The organism is Paenibacillus sp. FSL M8-0212 (assembly GCF_038004645.1).
In the GTDB taxonomy this organism is placed as follows: Bacteria; Bacillota; Bacilli; order Paenibacillales; family Paenibacillaceae; genus Paenibacillus.
The window spans coordinates 4,888,714-4,907,433 of the sequence record NZ_JBBORP010000001.1 but is presented as its reverse complement, the minus strand read 5'-3'; the positions used below and the strand labels follow the sequence as shown (position 1 = coordinate 4,907,433).

Here is an 18,720-nt window from a genome sequence, read left to right as displayed (position 1 = left end):
GTGTTCTAAACGTTCGCCATATTTCGGGCTTGTTTTAGCTGTACGTTCTCGCTTAATGCGGCACCTGTGCACTGAAATCATCCCGGCTGGAACGATCAGCATGGTAGAACACCACATCTCCGTCCCTTAAAGTGAACGAGTTGCCGTAGCTATCTTTGACTTGACGCTGAAACCCTTCCAGCAACCATTGGTTCATCAGCGGTGCATGGATATATTGCAGATGCGGAGCCCCCAGGTTCCCTTCCTGGATCGACTCCAAGTTAAAGTTGACCACGATATAACCATTTTTCAGGAAGATCGGTGACTTTGCATCCAAACCACCATGGGTACGCCCATACTCGGCCAGATTGGTTCCTGCTTGAACCACGTAAGCCTCGGCGGGTAGACTATACTCTCCATACCACTGCTGAATGGCAGCATTTGCACGAAGTACATCCGCACTTGCGTTCGTCGGAATATTCGTTTTGGGTCCGATAAACGTACGTAATTGCTCCGGCATCAGAAGCAAACTGTATCCGCCTACAGGAGTTTTCATCTTCGTAAATTTATCCCGGTAATACTCCTGATACGTACGTTCACTCATCATCCCTGGATGAATTTCGCCATAGCGATTATATTTATAGGTCGCCGTATCTCGTAGCTGTTCCGAAGGTACTTGACGTAACCGATCATTGAGAATGACAAACCGCTTGACTTGATCCTCTGCTGAACCAATACGAATAAAACTTCGCTGGTTCGTCGAGTAATACAGATCTACCGGCACGCGTGTTTTCCCGTCTTTGCTGACAAAATCAAAGGTTGGAGTCAGGCGAATGCCGTCTCTGGACCCGAACATATTGCCCTTGGTTTTGAAATCAAACTTAAAGTGATATCCCGTCTTCACAGCCACATTTTGATACCCTTGCAGCGGATGACTGCCTGGGCGAATCGGTACAGTGAACTGTGGTTTGTTCCCTCGTTTGTCACCATCAATTCCCTGCGTTCCTGTCCAGTAGCTGATCCAGGTGGGTGCAATGCTGCCCTTAAATCGCCGGAAAACAAGCTCCCAGTTGTAGTCTGCAATGTCCGTGATTTCAAAGTCGTATAGCCTCCCAATGACCTCCACGGATACTTCGTCGCTGGCCAGATGATAGGTTAGATCTGTGTTGGCATCGGGTTGGGCATTGCTCCTGGACATCGATTCAAAATCGGCAGGTGCATTCTCTGCAATATTACGGAACTCCACCTGGTAATCTCCCTCATCTACCCACACAGGCAGATAAAAGGTGGTATCGAGCACGTCCACCGGAATATCGATCCATGTACTCCGCGGGTAAAACTGTGTCCGGTCGGCACTGTATACGTCAAACGGAAACCGCACCTGTTTGATTCGATAATATTTGGCATAATCCCGATCCCCATATCCCGGATAAGAGTTGACATCCAAATGCTGTCCGCTCGTGGGGATACGGACTGTGAACGGCCGCTCCAAAATAAGGGCAGATCGATCCATATTCGGTATCGTTTTCTGATTATGAGGCTGATCGTCTGAAACAAGAGAATAGTTCACGACCGGAGTATGAACAGTGACCGTGTTAATCCCCGGAATTTCAAAGGTTTCTTCCTCATTGCCATCATTAACATTTCCACTCATTAATTCATAACGGATTTCGCCTGTGCTAGGCGTATCCTTCTTATTTAACAAGGTTTTGGATATTTCATTGTCAGGACTGTACAGAACATCTTTGCCAATCATTTGGGGTTCTGCGATCTGACCTGGCGTTGGCCCCGTTTCTTCTACTTTTGCGTTGTCCATGACAACAGCCCCATTAAACTTCAAATAGTCATTCTTAACTTGGACCTTTGGCACAGCATCTTCCGCAATTGATGAGAGATCATCTGTTGGTGTTGGAGGTTCGCTGGTCCCTCCCGGCACTGGCTGTGAAGGCGCTGTTAACACAGCCGGTGTATTGGGTGCGTAAAAGGTACCGTTCGTAGCCGCCGCATAGATGGGACTACGATAATCAGCAGGATATAGTTCAATCTGTGGTAAAGCATAGTTTTTTAGAATCGCATCGGTTATCTCATAAACAAGCAAAGTGTCAATTTTCCAATACTCGAAATCCCGTTTCACAGTATAGGTGTAGGGTACTTTTACATCTCTAGATCTTGGAGTTGATACCGTTGTCGTACCACCTTTACCATCCGAAATTTTCTTTTCGTCTGTCCACGTTTTGTTATACGTTTTTTCAACAACTACGGTATATGTACAAGTGCCTTGCATATTCACAAACTTATTTTGGAATAGGTAACTTAGACCAAATACATTGCCATATAAACTCTCAGAGGTAGGGATACCTTGCAGTACGTCAAATGGCTCACTTCCACGTTGATCGGCCTTAATAACTGCGCTTGCATTAGGATCCATTCTCTCCCCTGTCATTTCTCCGGCAGGTGACTCTGCACATGCCGCATCTGGCTTTTCCGGAATTTCGGGTGGTGGCGTATCGCCAACCGTAATCGTTACATTTTCATAAATGTAATACGGTCCATCTTTGGAATTCTTCCATTTCGCGGTGATGATTGCCGTTCCAACGTTTTTAGCAACAATTTGCCCTGTTAATTTTTCTACGTAAACTACTTCTTTTTGGTTAGAACTCCATTCGATTTGTTCAGCACGCTTGGAGACATTCACCCAGTTACCGAATTCTTCTTGGTCGTATGCCTTAGTTCGGATCTCTGCAACCAATGATTTTACATCATTTAATTGAAGCTGCATGTCCTCTCTAACCCGGATCTCTTTGGTTTCCGTAACGTAACCACTGTAATCGATCTCTAGTGGTGTGTAATACTCAACTTGATATTTTGGATCTCCATCCTGTCTTGTACCATACGGAGTTTTCTTTTCCCATTGATAATCAGCAACATTATCCGCGTCTACAGAATCAGTACCAGTTCTTGTTTCTATGGTTACCAGTAGACTCCCTTTTTTGTAGTCCGGTTTTGAACCTGACTTAATTGAATAGGTTTTATCTGTGGTGTTGTATTTAATATCATCAATTTCTATATCTGTGACGTGATCTCTCTTGAATTTATTACCTGTTGGTTTATCTTGTAATGAATCCGGTACGTAGTTTTTCGTGTTAATCTCATCTTTAACAAATTTATCTGAAGGAAGCTTCAAGGGAAGAGCATCTAATTTAGAAGAGTAAGTATTCGTTTCTACCCTACCGTATTTTTCACTTGTTGCTTGCCATACTTTAAAATCGCCTTGAGTCCATATAGTCTTGGGCCTAGGATTAGCTTTTCCCGTAACTTTGACTTTGATCGTTTGCTTTCCTCTCGCTAATCCGCTTGGTTTCACTTCTATGTCTTTATCTGGATACCCGTTCTTAAAGTTAGCATAGGTTTTAATAGACATAACTCCGAAGGAGTAAATAAGGAATATTACGAGTAATGATAGAACAGTCCATTTCTTTTTCATTTTATAATCCCTGCCTAGTTGCTATTTGAAATAACTGCATATGAACCGTCGTCCATGTTAAATTGTCCGTAAAAGTCTTTGATTTTAAGATTTTCCACAACCCACACCTTCACACCATTTTTATTCTTTGCAAAAAACTTTGCAGGCTCTAAATTAGGAATTACTTCGTATCCATATTTTTGGTTCAATTCATTTGTGATAGTCATCCCACCAGTCATATCAATAACACCATTCTTATAATCTCCAATGTCAAAACCCTGTTTCTTTGGATAAATCGTGATCTCTTTGAATACAGGAAGTAAGCCACTATTCTTGTATTTATTCATCCCAAATTCAGTCATGAACAACGATGTATAGATGCTATCTTTCTTCTTAGGCTCTGACGTGTTTATACCAATTAAACGATGGAACACCAGACTACCAGAACCGTTACGGAACGTTTTCCGTTTCCCTGAGATATCAGCGATAGAAGTTTTCCCTGTAGTCAGGCTAGATACTAATTCAAGATTCGTTTTTTTCGTACCCATCATTCTCAATTCATTCAGATCATCAAATGTCATGGCTTCTTTTTTCAACACATTTTCGAGTCTAAGCAAAATGGCAGAAGATTCAGCTCGTGTTGTTGTTTTGTCCATTCCAAACGATCCGTCCGGAAAGCCGTTCATCAAGTTGGTTCCCATTGCAACAGCGAGATAAGGAATTTTATCTTCAGCAATTCCTGGTTTAAACGACTCTTTGACTGGAAGTAACGTTCCTTTCGTTTCAGCAAATGCTGTTTTATACTCAGCACTGGATGCAACCAATCCGGAACTCAACCATTTAGCCATTTCCTCGCGAGTAATCGGAGTACTTGGTTTGAATCCGTTTGGATAGTCTTTGGTATGAATGAACCCCAAAGTAACTGCCCGATCCACCTCAGCTTTGCTCCAGTGTCCCTTCAGATCCTTGAATGAATCCGTCTGGGCATCTTCCGGAAGTGTCATGTCTTTGGCTACTCGTGAAATTAAGGAAGCAAATTCTGCTCTTGTTACCGAAGCATTGGGCTTGAACAATCCATTACCGTATCCTTTAAAGTATCCCTTGGAAACCGCAGATTCAATAGCAGACTTTGCCCAGTGATTAGCTTGTACATCTTTGAAGGTTGTTGTTGCGGCAGAAGCCTGGAAAGGAATCAATGTCGATACGACTACTACAGCGCTCATTATGGGTAACATTATTTTTTTCAACTTTTCCACTCTCCGATTAGTTAGATTTTTGGTTGGTTAGGCTCTTTTACTATTATGTAAATTTTTACTATGCTCCGGAATCTGCTTGTATAAAATCTTCTGCCTTCTGATTAATGTAGTCCACCAGTTCTGACGTATGCTCCAGGTGCCAATCATCCAGCTGCTTAATACTCATTTGAAGATCCCACACGATGGGTACAAGTCGCTGACTATGACTGCTCTCGGTATACTCAAAAAAGTTCCGTTGAATCCGTTCAAAGGTACGACTCATATCCTGAGCTTGTCGTCTCCATTTGTCCGCAGTCTCTTGCAATTCCTCAGGAGTTAGCTCTATGGTCCCTGCCGAGTATCCACCAACCACGTTGGCCACCGATTTGAATCCTTTGGTCAATGTGTCCCATGCTTCACGCGCGTGATCAAGTATATTATGCTCCGAAGGCTTTCGCGGAGAGAAATTTACTCGTTCTCCAGTAACTTCATCATAAAGAGGATTATCAATATATCCATCTTGATCGAAGCTATAGTGCTTCATATCGTGATATTTAGGACCATCCTCAAAAAACGTATCCACTACCTTGGCCCAAACGTTAATGCCATAGTTTTCATTTCCATCTGCATAGTTAGAATCAATAAGAAACGTGGCCCCCACATGCCGCTCATAACCTCCAAAAAAACCACTTGCAATGCCATCTCCAGGATGTATAAAGTTAGTCACTTGTCCATCAAATCCCCCCTCCTCTGCTTTCCTTCTCATCTCGGGAGTAAGCGATGCTACGACTGTGGGAGCGCTAAAAGTAACGGCATTTAATCCAGTGTATACCGCTGCATACTGTGCATTAGCACCTCCCAAAGAATGACCCGTTAGGGAAAACTGTAAGTCTTTATGTTGGTCTGTCATGCTCTTTACATAGCTTTCTGCCTCATAGAGTTGATTAAAGCTCCCCACATTTTTATCTACCGTCTTTTTGACATCGCCAACCCAATCATTTAATTTTGTAATGCCTAACCCATCTTCAACCCCACGTGAGAAATCTTTCCAGAACTTCGGTTTCCAATCTATTGCACGTTCTATGGTTGCACCGATTTCGGGGAAACCAATATGTAAAGCATCCGTTCTAAAATCTGGAACAGATCTTGCCGGAATTGCGTCCCCTTCTGTTCCTCGAAATGCAATTACTGCTTGCTTCGTCTCGGGATTGTAGAATGTAACAGCATCCATACCGGATACATTATGTTTCTGATCTAGCACTTGCCAACCCGGTACATCAATTTCTTGACCTTCTTCTACTTTTAAGTAGGCTATCTGGGACATAGTTCTATAATTCAGATCCGTAATGTCTTGTCTTACAGTAGCTTCCATGTGTAACTACCCCCTCTACTGTGTTGCATTTTTATTTAAAATATATCCTTCTTCTTGCAATGCACTCTTTAGTTGTTGGCTATAAATAAATGATTCTTGCTTATTTGTCTCATAATTAATAGACACACTAAACGTTTGCTCTTTGTGCTCTTTTACGTGGCCGTACACAGTCACCCAACTCATGGCCATTTTAGGCATTATTTCTTTATCCGTAATAGTTACATCCAAGTTATAGGTATCCTTCAAATATTCAATTGCTATTGCTTCCGACCGATTTATAATTTCTTGATCCTTTATTTTTTTCTCATTCACACCTGCACAGCCCCCTAATATTAGTAACAACATAGCAACCAAGGTGATCATCACCATTCGGTACATAATCTTCCCTCACTTTCAATTCGCTCCTACTTTCCTGGTGAAACATGAATATTACTAGAAATTCTAATTTGAATGTAGTTCCCTCCAGTGCGTCGGACTAATTCTAGACTGTATATTACTTTATGGTCTTTGCTGTAGACTACCACTCGGACACGTTACATACTTGGAACCTACAAAAGATACTCCTGCTAATAGAATTAATAACAATTTCTTCATTCAAATAATCACTTTTCTTCCTAATTATGTACGTTACTCTTCATTACAAGAGCCATTTCATCTAGTCTAATAGGTTCAAAGAAAACAATCATATTTGGAAATAGTAAGAATATTTTACCACTAAACTCTCAAAAGAGGTAGGTATAAGGTATTATTGCTGAATCCTTCGAATCAAGCATGGGATTTGGCTACAACAACAGGTCTAGACTTATTAGCGCCATCATTAACTTTCGATTCAGGGTAAAACTATAGTTATAGTCTTATAAGTTATACAAATTTAAATTAACCCCGATGAAGCCTGCACCTCGCAGTACCCACCGGGGTTATACTATGGTATCCAATTACTGTCTACGAATTTAATTCTCCACCAACTTACCTCATCTCGTAAAATCATGCTGCCCAATGGTCAGCAGCGTTGGCCTGCTCTTACTCCACACCGAAGTAGCAATCTTCGGATTGTAATAATAGAGCGCTCCGTTTGTCGGATCAGCGCCATTCAAAGCTTTACGAGCAGCCCTGTAAGAGGTCTGGGTTGGCTTGGTATTAAACTGCCCATCGTCCACCGCAGTGAATTGCCCTTTCTGGAAAATAACTTTCGAAATAGACGACGGGAATGCACTCGAATGCACTCGATTCAAGACAACTGCTCCCACAGCGACCTGACCTTCAAAAGACTCCCCGCGCGCTTCACCATGGATCAACTTCGCCAACTGGCGCAGCGTCTCACCTTCGGCTTTGGCCTTTTTGTTCAGCCTGTTCAGCGTCGCTGGACCTGCAACGCCGTCTGCACTCAGCCCCTGCGCCTGTTGGAACTTGCGTACAGCGCCTTTGGTAATGGTACCGTAATATCCGGTCAATCCGGCGTCAAAGTACCCCAGATCGCTTAATTGCTCCTGCAATTGCAGCACATGCTCGCTGCGAACGCCCTGTTCCAGCTTCTGCGCTCCCACAGAAGGAGCTGCCACGGTCAATCCCAGCGTCAACGCGCAGGCACCGAGAAGCATACTGACCCGCCCTGCTCTTTTACCAGCCGCTTTCCCCTTCCCATGAGTGACTTTCCGACTGACCGTGATAGGCACCATCGTGTCATCAATCGTCCGCACATCAGATCCTTCATTCGTACTACCAGCTTTAATCCGTGCATCCTCGCTCTCTGTGTACTCCATATTTTTCGTAATTGTCATGTTATTCATCGTATTGGTGACCTCCATCTCTTTCATGGGTTTACTTTCATCCACAACATACACATCATACATTCTGTTTATTTCACTCAGTTCATTACTGTTCTTATCGAGGTACGTTACATGTATGTCGTTATTCATATGCGCACGCACCATGTCAATCACGTTATTACGGCTTGCATTTATACTATTCAAGCGAGTCTTTTCATTCATTTGTGCCATCTGCTTATACTTGTTCATCATTCCATTAACCTCCACTTTTCTGAATCCAGATCCCACTTCTTTCCCCTGAATCCTCACGGATGGACATCCCGAGTGTCATTATAGGATATAGAAAAAATGAAGTCTATCGGACCGATGACGCAGTGAAAAAACGACGCTGAACATAACAAAAAGAGGCATGAGCCCATGGTCACACCATGGTCATGCCCCTTCTTTTATCAACCATATACCGCTTGTCCAACCCGTTATTTCCGTAGGCAGGCAGACCCGTACAAAAGTTGCGTTGTATTTATTGACAATTACTCGGCCAGCTCCTGACCCTTCGTTTCCCGGCCCCAGAACAGTACAGCCGCTGCGCCAATGAGGATTGTCACGAAGAAAATCGTGAAAATCAGGCTGATTGCCACTTCGCGTTGAACCAGCATACCGACCATTAATGGTGCAAGTACACCACCGATCCGGCCAACCGATGTGGCAAGTCCAACACCTGTTGAACGAACGGAAGTCGGATACAATTCCGGGCTGTAGGCGTACAGACCACCCCAGGCTCCCAGATTGAAGAAGGAAAGACAGATTCCTGCGGCCAAGATCGTCGCTTCCGTTGTTGCCAGTCCGAACGCAATCGCACTGAATGCGGTCAAGGTAAGGTACACAACCAGTACGAACTTGCGACCGTAACGTTCAATGAAGTACGCCGCGGTGAAGTAACCTGGCAACTGCGCGATAGTCATGATCAGCACATATTGGAAACTTTTAACCAACGTAAATCCTTTTGCCATCACAACCGAAGGTAGCCACAGGAACATACCATAATAAGAGAAAATGACGGTAAACCACAAAATCCAGAGCATCAACGTTGTACGGCGATGTGGTGCTGACCAGACGGTAGCGACTTTCTCGCGGAACGTGATTTTATGAAGCTTGGTATGATTCTTGTACCGTGGCGGGTCCTGAATAGCACGACGCAGATACAATGCGTAGAACGCCGGAAGTGCACCAATGGCAAAAGCAATTCTCCATCCGTACTCCGGAATGACAAAGTTGGCAATGAGCGCTGATACAATCCAGCCCCCAGCCCAGAAACTTTCCAATAATACAACGGCACGTCCCCGTTCCGCTGTAGGCATCGACTCCGATACCAGTGTGGATGCCACGGGTAACTCTCCGCCAAGTCCAATACCCGCAACCAGACGCAGTGCACACAATACGGCAAATCCAGTCGCCAGTGCAGACAGACCGCTTGCAATCGTGAAGATTAGCAAGGTCCACATCAGAATGGCCTTCCGTCCAAAACGGTCCGCAAGTGCACCTGCAAGCAAAGCACCGAGCGCCATACCAATCGAGTTAATACTCGTAAGCACGCCGACTTGTCCGGGACTGAGACTCCATTCCTTGGCGAGTGCAGCCACGATAAAGGAGATCATACCGACTTCCATTGCATCAAACAGCCAGCTCATGCCGGCACTGAACAGCAGCTTGCGCTGCTTGGGATTCCGCAATACTTCCAGTTTGCTCATCACTTATAGCTCCCTTGATCTCTATGTAGTCATTCTGACACTAAATCATTATTATGCAGAATGCTCCAGAAATCAATGCAAAATAAGCTTTTCCTTCCGATTTCTGCGATACCTCACCCCTTGAGTGAACCCGCTGTCAGGCCTGCAACAAAGTAACGCTGGAGTAGAAGGAACAGCACAATCATCGGAATGGCCGTTACCAGCACCCCCGTAAGCATCATCGGATAGTTCGTCACGTATTCCCCGCGGAACTGCATAAGCGCGAGCGGTAACGTGAGCTTGGACTTACTGCTGAGCATCAGCATCGGAATAAGCAAATCATTCCATACCATGACGAGCAGGAACGTAGCCGTTGCCGCCAGCGAAGGTGCAGCCAGTGGCAGTGCAATCCGGGTATAGAGCCTCCATTCACTTGCTCCATCCATACTGCCCGCTTCCAGAATCTCCGAATTAAGCATGCGCATGAAACCTGTCAGCATAAATACGGAGACTGGCATCAGCATAGCGGCGGATACGACAATTAATCCTGTCAGACTGTCCGACCAGCCGAGTGTACGCGTAAGGGAATAGATCGGCAGCATACTCACCTGGGAAGGAACGATCAACCCTGCTACGAACAGAGCAAATACAATTTTGCCTACACTGCCGCCCCAGCGGACAATGGCGTAAGCAATCATGCTGCTCAGCAATAACTCAATGGCAACCGTACCAAGCGTCACGACCAGACTGTTTCCGAAATATTGCCACATCGGCTGATTGCGGAACATGCCAGTAATGTTATCCCACGTAAACGGGTCCGGCCAGCTGAATGGACTGGTGAAGAAGTTGCTGCTTGTTTTGAATGAGGAAACAAATACAAAGTACAGCGGCACAAGGATCAGCAGCGCGTACACCAATAAGATCAGGCGATTGAACCATTTTAAAAACATGTGAACTCCCTTCTGCCTCGATTGCAGGATGAATGCTCCAACATCAACCTCAATAACTTACCCGGTCGGCACGCAGTGCCTTGAACTGCAAGAGCGTCAAGAGCGCGAGCAACACCAAGAAGATCATGGAACCGGCAGAAGCCAGACCAAATGAATAGCTGCCAAAGGCGGTATGATAGATATATGTTGTCAAAATTTCAGTTGCGTAGTTCGGGCCTCCGTCCGTCATTGTGAAAATGAGGTCAAATGCCTTGAACGACTGAATCGTCGTATAGGCCACAACAATCGTTGCCGAAGGTGCCAGCAGTGGCCAAGTCACGGTACGGAATACCTGCCATTTGCTGCCGCCGTCCATACGAGCCGCTTCATAAAGTTCTGCCGGAATACCTTGCAGACCTGCGATGAATACAATCATCATCTGTCCGGCATGTGCCCATACCTGTACTGCAGCGATGGAATAGATGGCGATCTTCGGATCTCCAATCCAGTTACGAGCAATGCTGCTCATCCCAGCTTCATTCAGTCCATAGTTGATTAGTCCGATAGATGGATCATACATAAATGCCCAGATCAGCCCGACCGATACGGAGGACAGAATCGCAGGCAGGAAATACAGTGCCCGAAGCACAATGCGTGTCTTAGTATTACGTACCAGGAGCAGCGCCAGGACAAGTGAAATAAAGGTTTGTGCTATAACAACCGTTAACATGAACTCCACGTTATTACCAAAGGCTTTGCGGAATACGATGCTGCTGAGACTGTCCTTGTAATTATCCAGCCCTACAAATGCATACGACGGGGATACCCCATCCCAGTCCGTAAAGGAATAGAACAGCCCCGTCAATGTAGGAAATACGAACAATCCAACGTACAGCAGCAACCCAGGGATCAGAAACAGGGATAGCTGAAGACGGTTTTTCATCGTTTATTTCCCGATATGCTGATCAATGATCGCTTGTGCCTGCTGTGCTGCTTCTTCTGGAGAAGTGCCGCTCAGTACAGCCTGGATGGAGTTGGTTACTGCTTTTTGATTGTCTCCGTTCAGGATGGTGAACCGTGGCTGGAACACGGTCTTTTTGCTCGCCCATTCTCCGGCTACCTGAAGCTCAGGCGTATCGTACTTCACATCATTCACCGTTACATTCTGTCCCGTCTGGTTGGCATAGTCACTCGCTACATCGGGATTGCTCAGGAATTCGAGGAACTTCTTCGCTTCTTCCGGATGTTTTGACTTGCTGTTCACCGCGAGCATGAACGTAGTGGTATGCACTCCTTCATACTTCGCTTGATCTGCACTTACCGTAATCGGTGCAAGCAGTTTTTGCTCCAGATTTGGATTCTGCTGCTTGTTCTGAGCCAATTGATACGATCCACTTGCCAGCATCGCTGCTTTCTCTTGGATAAACAGTGCGCCAGCCGCAGGGTCTTTTGTACCCAGTGCATCCTGCTGGAAGTAACCTTTATCGTTCAGTTCCTTGATTTGAGTCAACGTTTTCACCCAAAACTCATCCGTCAGTTTGGCTTCCCCAGCTTCCACTTTGGTAAAAATGTCGTCACTCGGTGCATTGTTCATCACCATCGTATTCATGAATTGCCCTGGGCCAATGTCTGCTCCGGCAAAGGCAATCGGAATGATGCCATTGTCTTTCAGCTTCTGGCAAAGGGCCAGGAAGCCTTCCCAATCGGTCGGCGGCGTCAAGCCGTATTGTTCAAACAGTTTTACGTTATAGATTGGATCGTTATATACGAGTTGGTACGGAATCGCATATTGCTTGCCATCGTGCTGTCCTGATTCAATCAGCTTTGAATTGTAGGCCGACAGGAACGAGGATCCAGTCAGATCAGTGAACAAGCCGGCTTTGGTGAAAGCTTCGAACTGTGCACCCGGGAAGGATGCAAATACATCCCCTACCGAACCGTCACTGATTTTGGATTGAACGGTGGACTGATATTGATCGGAGGGCAGTGTCTGCATCTCCACGTTAATATTCGGGTTTTCTTTTTCAAATGCGTCAATGGTCTTGTTGAGTGCTTCCACATCTTCTCCACGCCAGTGCATGAAGCTGATCGTAACCTTGCCTGAACCCGAGGATCCGTTCTCTCCAGATGACGCGTTATCCCCACCGCCGCAAGCTGACAGCAGGATGGACATCACCAGCATACTGACAAGCGGCAGGATCAATTTTTTATTTTTTTTCATGAAAGACGACCTCCTGAGGATGATTAATGTAAGTTGCACGAAAGTTTTTACACGGGGCACTCCGAGTGCAGTACCATCTTCCGATCGCTGTTATCCCCGGATTTTTTGAATCATTTCTTTCAATGGTTAAAATCCGGGGATAAAGGCGAGCGCTCCGCTTCTTCAGATCGGTTCTGCCCTCTCCGTTAAAGTGTAAAAAAAGGGGCACTTACTTAGAGTTGGTAGTAACTTAGTTAGTAGTAACTGAGTGTTGCTTCTGTCTTGTTTTCCATTTCTCGCGAATGATCGGCATCACGGTCCGGCCGAAGATTTCGGCCTCTTCCAGATGCGGATAACCGGATAAAATGAAGGTTGTCACGCCCAGATCTCCATATTCCATCAAACGCTCTGCGACCTGTTCGGCTGTACCCACAATGAGGATCGCACCGCCGGAACGCACAACGGACAAGCCTGTCCACAGGTTGGGACCTACGACAAACTGCTGCTTCTCGGACAGTTCCCGTAGCTCATTCTGTCTGCGTTGGTTGGTTGCATCCGTTTCGGCAAAAGCGGCTTTGGCTTTCTCAATCGCTTCTGGTGGTACTTTGCTAATAATCTCCCAAGCTGCTGCCCATGCTTCTTCTTCGGTATCCCGAATGAGTACCTGAGCACGCATGCCGTAACGGAGCTGACGATCTTGTCCCGTTTCCTCTTTCACCTGCTGACGAATGACCTCAATCTCTTCGATCTGCTCCTGAATCCAGTCATGAGGCTCACCCCACATGAGGAACGTATCTGCATGTTCAACAGCGACCTTTTTGGCAATCGGAGAACTTCCTCCCAGATAGAATGGTGGATGCGGATTTTGCACCGTCTCCGGCATGCCTACTGGTCCTTTGAAGTTGTAATACTGACCGTTGAATTCAGGATTGGGATCGCTGGGTGCGTCTGCACCAGATTTTGAACTACTTCCGGCAAACTCCGTCAGATTCAATCCTGTCGATTGAGTCCATGAACGCTTCATCACTTCCATATACTCGCTCGCCCGTACATACCGTTCATCATGCGCATGTGCCAGTGGATCGCCGAGTTCCTCCAGATCTCGAACAGAACTGCCTGTCACCACATTGATCATAGCGCGACCACCAGATAGCTGATCCAATGCCGCTCCCATGCGTGCAGCGAGTACGGGTGTAACCAAACCCGGGCGAATGGCCACAAGGGGACGCAATGTCTTCGTGTGACTCATTACTGCTGAGCCGACCACCCACGCGTCCAGACAGGCTCCCCCTGTCGGAATCAGCACAAATTCAAATCCTGCCTTCTCCGCTGTCTGTGCCACATCGACCAGATAATCAAGACTTGGCTCCCGCTCCGGGGCAACCCCTACATACTTACCATCCCCTGCTGTAGGCAAAAACCATCCAAACTTCATATCTTCCTGTTCGCTCACAAAAGTCAGTCCCTTCTATGAATAAATAAAGTCTCATGTTAAAAATAAGATCACTGTTCTGCCACTCCGCCGTTCCGGTTACGAATCGTTCTTACGATCACTGTTATCTCCAGATTTTTTGATTCCCTTTTCAAAGGGAAAATCCGGAGATAAAGGTGAACACTACGTTTCTTCAGAATCGATTTCGTCCCCTCCACTACGTTTGCACTCGTTTGAAACTTATTTTTAAAGTGTGCCTAATTTCTAATTCATTTTCAAAGCACATATCCAAATGCCGATTAATTAACTTGGTTTAATAGGTATGGACATCATAACAATTGATTTGTCTGTGATCAATGTCATTTCGCGGCAATTTCATTTTGTCATTTTGTGGTCTTTTCTCAGATTTAGGTCTTCCTGATCTTGAATATGTATAAAACCCACCTGTATAATAGGTTATAAGCGAAACTTTTAGATCGTATCTACGATACTTATACAATAAAGAGGTGTTCCTGATGACCGAGAGCATGAAGGAGGACCACCATGAGTTTTTGGATATTATTTTCTTCACTCCATCTGAATTCGAGAAAGCTGGTGGCGCCTGGCCGATTCGTATTGGCCGTAATATAGCCAAGACCAACTATCATATTGGCCCTCGTACCACACCTTATCATTATTTGCTGTTTGTGCTGGAGGGGGAAGGTACATTCATACAAGACGGACAGCGTCACGCCCTTCGAGCAAGGGATGCGTTCTGTCTGTTTCCACATGTAACTCATGAGTACTGGACGAACCCGGAAGACACGTTGCAGAAAATATTTATTGCCTTTGACGGTGCACATGCAGCCGAACTGCTATTTCGAATTGGACTTACACCCGATTCACCGTATCGTTCAGGTGTACTGACGCCGGAGACTGCAAGTGCCATGCGCTCGTTCATGGAGGATGTTCGCAAACCGCAGGACGGAGCGAGTGATCTGGGACGACTCACCCGGTTTCTAACCCTCTTTGACCGCATAGCCCGTTCCCCGGCAACCAAAGGATTGCAACCGGATTCAGCCACATCTTGGCTCCAGAAAGGCAAGGAATACATGGACATTCATTTTGCAGGCGGCATCTCCGTGGAAGGTGTATCCGCTCATGCGGGTGTGGATCGAACCCATTTTGCCAAACAGTTCCGCAAAGCCTATGGTCTGTCCCCTGTACAATATATCCAACAATTGAAAATGAATCAGGCTAAACGTCTGCTCGTGCAGACGCCGCTAAGCTTAACCGAAGTGGCTCATTCCGTAGGTTACCCGGACTTGTTCTCCTTCTCCAAAGCGTTCAAAAAGCAAGTCGGGCTGCCGCCCAATCGCTATCGCACAGCGGAGAGCAGTAAAGAGTAAGTCCATAAAGAAAAGTGGAATCTGTTTATTGATATGGCTAGAAACAATCAAAGGCAAGTTCCTTCGATCATTTGACCGTGAACTTGCCTTATTTTTGAACTATATAATTGTAATTAACGCTCCTACATATAGGTTAGCAACACTAAACAATATGTGTATATAAGAAAAATGAATATAACCTTACATATAATGAAACAAAATTCAAGTTTAGGAGTTACAGCTGGTAGATTCACATTTCATTCATATGTATAAATCCTGTGTGTCTCAACTATAGGAGATTCATTTTCGTTCAGAACTACCCTGTATAAATAGTTGAGACAATAACGAAACACAAATTGGTGCTTAGTAATTTAAAGGAAAAATCTTACTGAACGTGTTTAGATCGATTTACTGAACTAAAGTAAGAAAATTCCTGAGGGATCTCCCCTAATAAAGCGGTATCCCTTTAAAAAATCTGAATTCACTTGAGAACACACATGCCAACACAATAAATTACATTATAAAAAAATAATCACTACTTTAATCTGTACTATATTTGTATAATTCGCTATTTATCCCTTCTTTGTGACTTTCAAAGGGTAAGAAAAAAAGTGAATTTTGCTATATTTCAAATATTTTATCTAGTTCATAAGCTCTTGATGCTTTGGATTGTCACTTGAAGAGCTGAACTGTTCAATATTCCCGTCTTTGAAAATGATGTATTGATACTTATCATTAGGCTCGTCAGCGAATGTTACGGCAGCACCATAAGGAGCTTCTGAGCTTTTGAAGGAATACGTGCCGGATATATCTTTAAGCTCCTCAGGTGAATAGCCTTTTTGTTGAATTAAATAGGCTCTCACTTTCTCTTCAGCATCATTTTTTTTGATTGGATTACCAAATAAACTTAAATATCCCCATCCTGATATAACTACAACTAACGCTAGAATAGATAGCAAACTGATTTTAATTCTTTTAGTCATATAAAGTCCTCCTATTATGAGAGTTGAAACTAGAAATAATTCACAGTTAAGCCCCAAAGGGAGCTTAACTGTGAATATAAGAAATATTTGAACTATTTGAACTATTTGAACTATTTAGAAGTTACTTCCCCAAGAACCAGCCAATGAGAAACCTTTTTCATTCAGAAAATGATAGGGGCCATAAATACCACTCCAAAATGGTCCATGTCCATCAATGGATACTCCTCCACCAAAATAATAAGCATCCCAAGCAATTTTAGAGCAATATGTTTCCTTTTCGTAGGATCCAATTGTGTTTATCAAACCATATTTTACCACACTTTTATAATTTGTATAGTAGGAAGCAGCCCATGCACCCGCTTTGCTAGCTACACTTGAATTTGTATAACGCATAATCTTGGTATTCTTGTTTCTGCTTTTCCATGTAGAAATAGAAATTTTCTCTAGTGGCAAGTCGTAACCACCAATTGAGACAACACTTCCTCCAAGATCCGTTACAATGCCAGCATGTCCTGTCAGACCTTTTGAACTAGTACTGTTGGTTACTAGTACGTCACCAACACGAATAGGTGTAGAAGTTCCTGGATAATATTCATCCGGTATTGCGAATACTCCTACGGAGTCATCCTTCTGTTCTGTGATTACATTATTAGTGTTATTAAATTCTGAGGCTCTCACTGTGGGAGAGTCAGTAATTTGTTGTTCGGCATATGTAGTAGTTTCTGCACTAGCCATACCGATAGAAAAAATAGAGAAGATCATTAGCAACAAGAAACTAGTTAACAATTTTGTTTTTTTCATTATTTATCTCCAAAATGAGTATATTTCGAACTTCGGCCGATGTCGATAAAGGAATAATATTACAATATAAAATATATGTAAATAGTAGAATACGCCTATTAATAATAACAAAAAAGGATATTATTAGGTTTCGATATCAAACCCCGTATTCCACCCCAGATAATTTGAATCGAATGAAGCTTTACTATTGGCTTATATATGATTTAAGTCCTATTAAGTACTATAGCTTGGATTCGGATTTTTAGGATGTATCCCTTTTTTTGATAATCACTATTCCAAATAACTGTTCGCTATCCATATGATAGAAAAATAATACTTATATAGATTTATTCACTGAAACAACTAAAAGGTAATCTCACATTGGGGTACAGAAAAAGAAAGTACTGTCCTTAAGCTCAAGCTACTATGATTAATTTTTCCACTAACTGTCTTATGTAAAAAACCCTTTTGAGCTACAGACGGAAGGAACGAATTCCTTTTGCTCAAAAGGGATGGATAAATAACGTTGAAACTCGTCTTGTATGTTGTAACTGTATGTCTTGTTTATGCATGTTCTCGCTTAACGCTATTCCTTCTCCTCATCCTTACGTGCAAGCGGAATGCCATTCTCCTTCGCATACCATGCTTCATAATGATGCACAGCTACACCTGCAAATGAAGAATGAGAGGAACCGAGATCAAACACCTTCGCCATCTCTTCATTCATATTGCTAACCGGTTTACGGAAAAAGGTCAGGTGATCCCCCTCGTGTGTATCCGCGAGTTCCGCTCCGATCCAGACTTTCTTGCCGAGATCATCGGCTTCGTCCAGTTCTTCCTTGGACAGATCATACATCTGCTGCCCACTATCCCGGTAAGCCATAATAGCTACCGCATCGAAGTGGGAAATGACCCAGCGACTGAATGTACCCTCACCTTCAGCCGACTGACGGGCATCAAGCCAGAACGGAATGGCAGCGCTCATGTACAGTCCGGCATCCTCGCCGGCTTTTGTCCAGGCCTTCATGTTGTTCTGCCACTCTGCAATGACGCTGCTCTCCTCGTTCTCCCAGCGCTTCAGCTGATACGGCTCCACATCCAGTTGAATGCCTTCGAAACGTTCATTCTTGGCCGAAGCTGCATTGTATGCTCGTACTCGCTCGATAAAAGCAAGCCCTTCATCCAGCTTTTCCTCATAAGCCCAGTCGGCATGACCGTTAAGTCCATGCACTTCAATCTCAGCCTGCCCTGCAGCCGCAATGAATTTGCGGTATGTTGCGGCAGGCACCTCATCCTGGATTTGCAGGAAGATGGTATCTACGCCCTGTTCTTTGGAAAAGGCAATAATCTCAGGCGTTTGTTCTGCAATAATGGACGCGTCCCACAGCCAGGTCGCTTTATGCTCCTCCGCCTGGAACCATTTGAACATCCAGGACAGAAGCAGCAGGCACAACACCACAGCCAGGATGGCCCATTTCGCCATACCC

Annotated in this window: 14 protein-coding genes; 1 reads left to right on the top strand and 13 read right to left on the bottom strand. The window is 44.6% G+C overall.

Annotated features, from left to right (window positions below; genetic code table 11):
- Positions 1 to 52 precede the first annotated feature (52 nt).
- The 10 genes from MKX68_RS21590 to MKX68_RS21545 form a co-directional block, all read right to left on the bottom strand.
- Positions 53 to 3,163, bottom strand: a complete 3,111-nt coding sequence (locus MKX68_RS21590; protein WP_340914038.1) for a DUF5704 domain-containing protein — start codon at positions 3,161 to 3,163, stop codon at positions 53 to 55.
- Positions 3,164 to 3,477: 314 nt separating this feature from the next.
- Positions 3,478 to 4,698 (bottom strand): S-layer homology domain-containing protein, encoded by a 1,221-nt coding sequence (locus MKX68_RS21585; protein WP_445671086.1) that lies wholly within the window; start codon positions 4,696 to 4,698, stop codon positions 3,478 to 3,480.
- A gap of 58 nt (positions 4,699 to 4,756) precedes the next feature.
- Complete coding sequence (locus tag MKX68_RS21580) at positions 4,757 to 6,049, bottom strand: lipase family protein (protein WP_340914036.1); 1,293 nt, start codon at positions 6,047 to 6,049, stop codon at positions 4,757 to 4,759.
- Between the two features lie 15 nt (positions 6,050 to 6,064).
- On the bottom strand, positions 6,065 to 6,427 hold the full coding sequence (locus MKX68_RS21575; RefSeq protein ID WP_340914035.1) for a hypothetical protein: 363 nt from the start codon (positions 6,425 to 6,427) through the stop codon (positions 6,065 to 6,067).
- A 593-nt stretch (positions 6,428 to 7,020) separates the two neighbouring features.
- Complete coding sequence (locus MKX68_RS28720) at positions 7,021 to 7,647, bottom strand: cell wall hydrolase (RefSeq protein WP_445671126.1); 627 nt, start codon at positions 7,645 to 7,647, stop codon at positions 7,021 to 7,023.
- Positions 7,648 to 8,345: 698 nt separating this feature from the next.
- Positions 8,346 to 9,563 (bottom strand): MFS transporter, encoded by a 1,218-nt coding sequence (locus MKX68_RS21565; protein WP_074095747.1) that lies wholly within the window; start codon positions 9,561 to 9,563, stop codon positions 8,346 to 8,348.
- Positions 9,564 to 9,676: 113 nt separating this feature from the next.
- Positions 9,677 to 10,492 carry a carbohydrate ABC transporter permease gene (locus MKX68_RS21560; protein WP_017687488.1) on the bottom strand — a complete coding sequence of 272 codons (816 nt, stop codon included), beginning with the start codon at positions 10,490 to 10,492 and terminating at the stop codon, positions 9,677 to 9,679.
- A gap of 49 nt (positions 10,493 to 10,541) precedes the next feature.
- The gene (locus MKX68_RS21555; protein WP_017687487.1) at positions 10,542 to 11,414 is read right to left on the bottom strand and encodes a carbohydrate ABC transporter permease; all 873 of its coding nucleotides are present in this window, start codon (positions 11,412 to 11,414) and stop codon (positions 10,542 to 10,544) included.
- A gap of 3 nt (positions 11,415 to 11,417) precedes the next feature.
- Positions 11,418 to 12,692, bottom strand: a complete 1,275-nt coding sequence (locus tag MKX68_RS21550) for an ABC transporter substrate-binding protein (RefSeq protein ID WP_249913431.1) — start codon at positions 12,690 to 12,692, stop codon at positions 11,418 to 11,420.
- A 229-nt stretch (positions 12,693 to 12,921) separates the two neighbouring features.
- Entirely contained in the window at positions 12,922 to 14,106 is a 1,185-nt protein-coding gene (locus MKX68_RS21545; protein ID WP_249913484.1) for an LLM class flavin-dependent oxidoreductase, read from the bottom strand.
- Between the two features lie 512 nt (positions 14,107 to 14,618).
- Between MKX68_RS21545 and MKX68_RS21540 the strand changes: the two genes are divergently transcribed.
- Positions 14,619 to 15,491: a helix-turn-helix transcriptional regulator gene (locus tag MKX68_RS21540; protein ID WP_340914033.1), complete on the top strand. Its 873-nt coding sequence runs from the start codon at positions 14,619 to 14,621 to the stop codon at positions 15,489 to 15,491.
- Positions 15,492 to 16,111: 620 nt separating this feature from the next.
- Here MKX68_RS21540 and MKX68_RS21535 read toward each other — a convergent pair.
- The 3 genes from MKX68_RS21535 to MKX68_RS21525 all read right to left on the bottom strand — a co-directional run bounded on the left by MKX68_RS21535 (position 16,112) and on the right by MKX68_RS21525 (position 18,716).
- Complete coding sequence (locus MKX68_RS21535) at positions 16,112 to 16,453, bottom strand: DUF3139 domain-containing protein (protein ID WP_091018242.1); 342 nt, start codon at positions 16,451 to 16,453, stop codon at positions 16,112 to 16,114.
- Positions 16,454 to 16,567: 114 nt separating this feature from the next.
- Positions 16,568 to 17,254, bottom strand: a complete 687-nt coding sequence (locus tag MKX68_RS21530) for a hypothetical protein (protein ID WP_091018243.1) — start codon at positions 17,252 to 17,254, stop codon at positions 16,568 to 16,570.
- A 565-nt stretch (positions 17,255 to 17,819) separates the two neighbouring features.
- The gene (locus MKX68_RS21525; protein WP_340914032.1) at positions 17,820 to 18,716 is read right to left on the bottom strand and encodes a hypothetical protein; all 897 of its coding nucleotides are present in this window, start codon (positions 18,714 to 18,716) and stop codon (positions 17,820 to 17,822) included.
- Between the last annotated feature and the right edge of the window lie 4 nt (positions 18,717 to 18,720).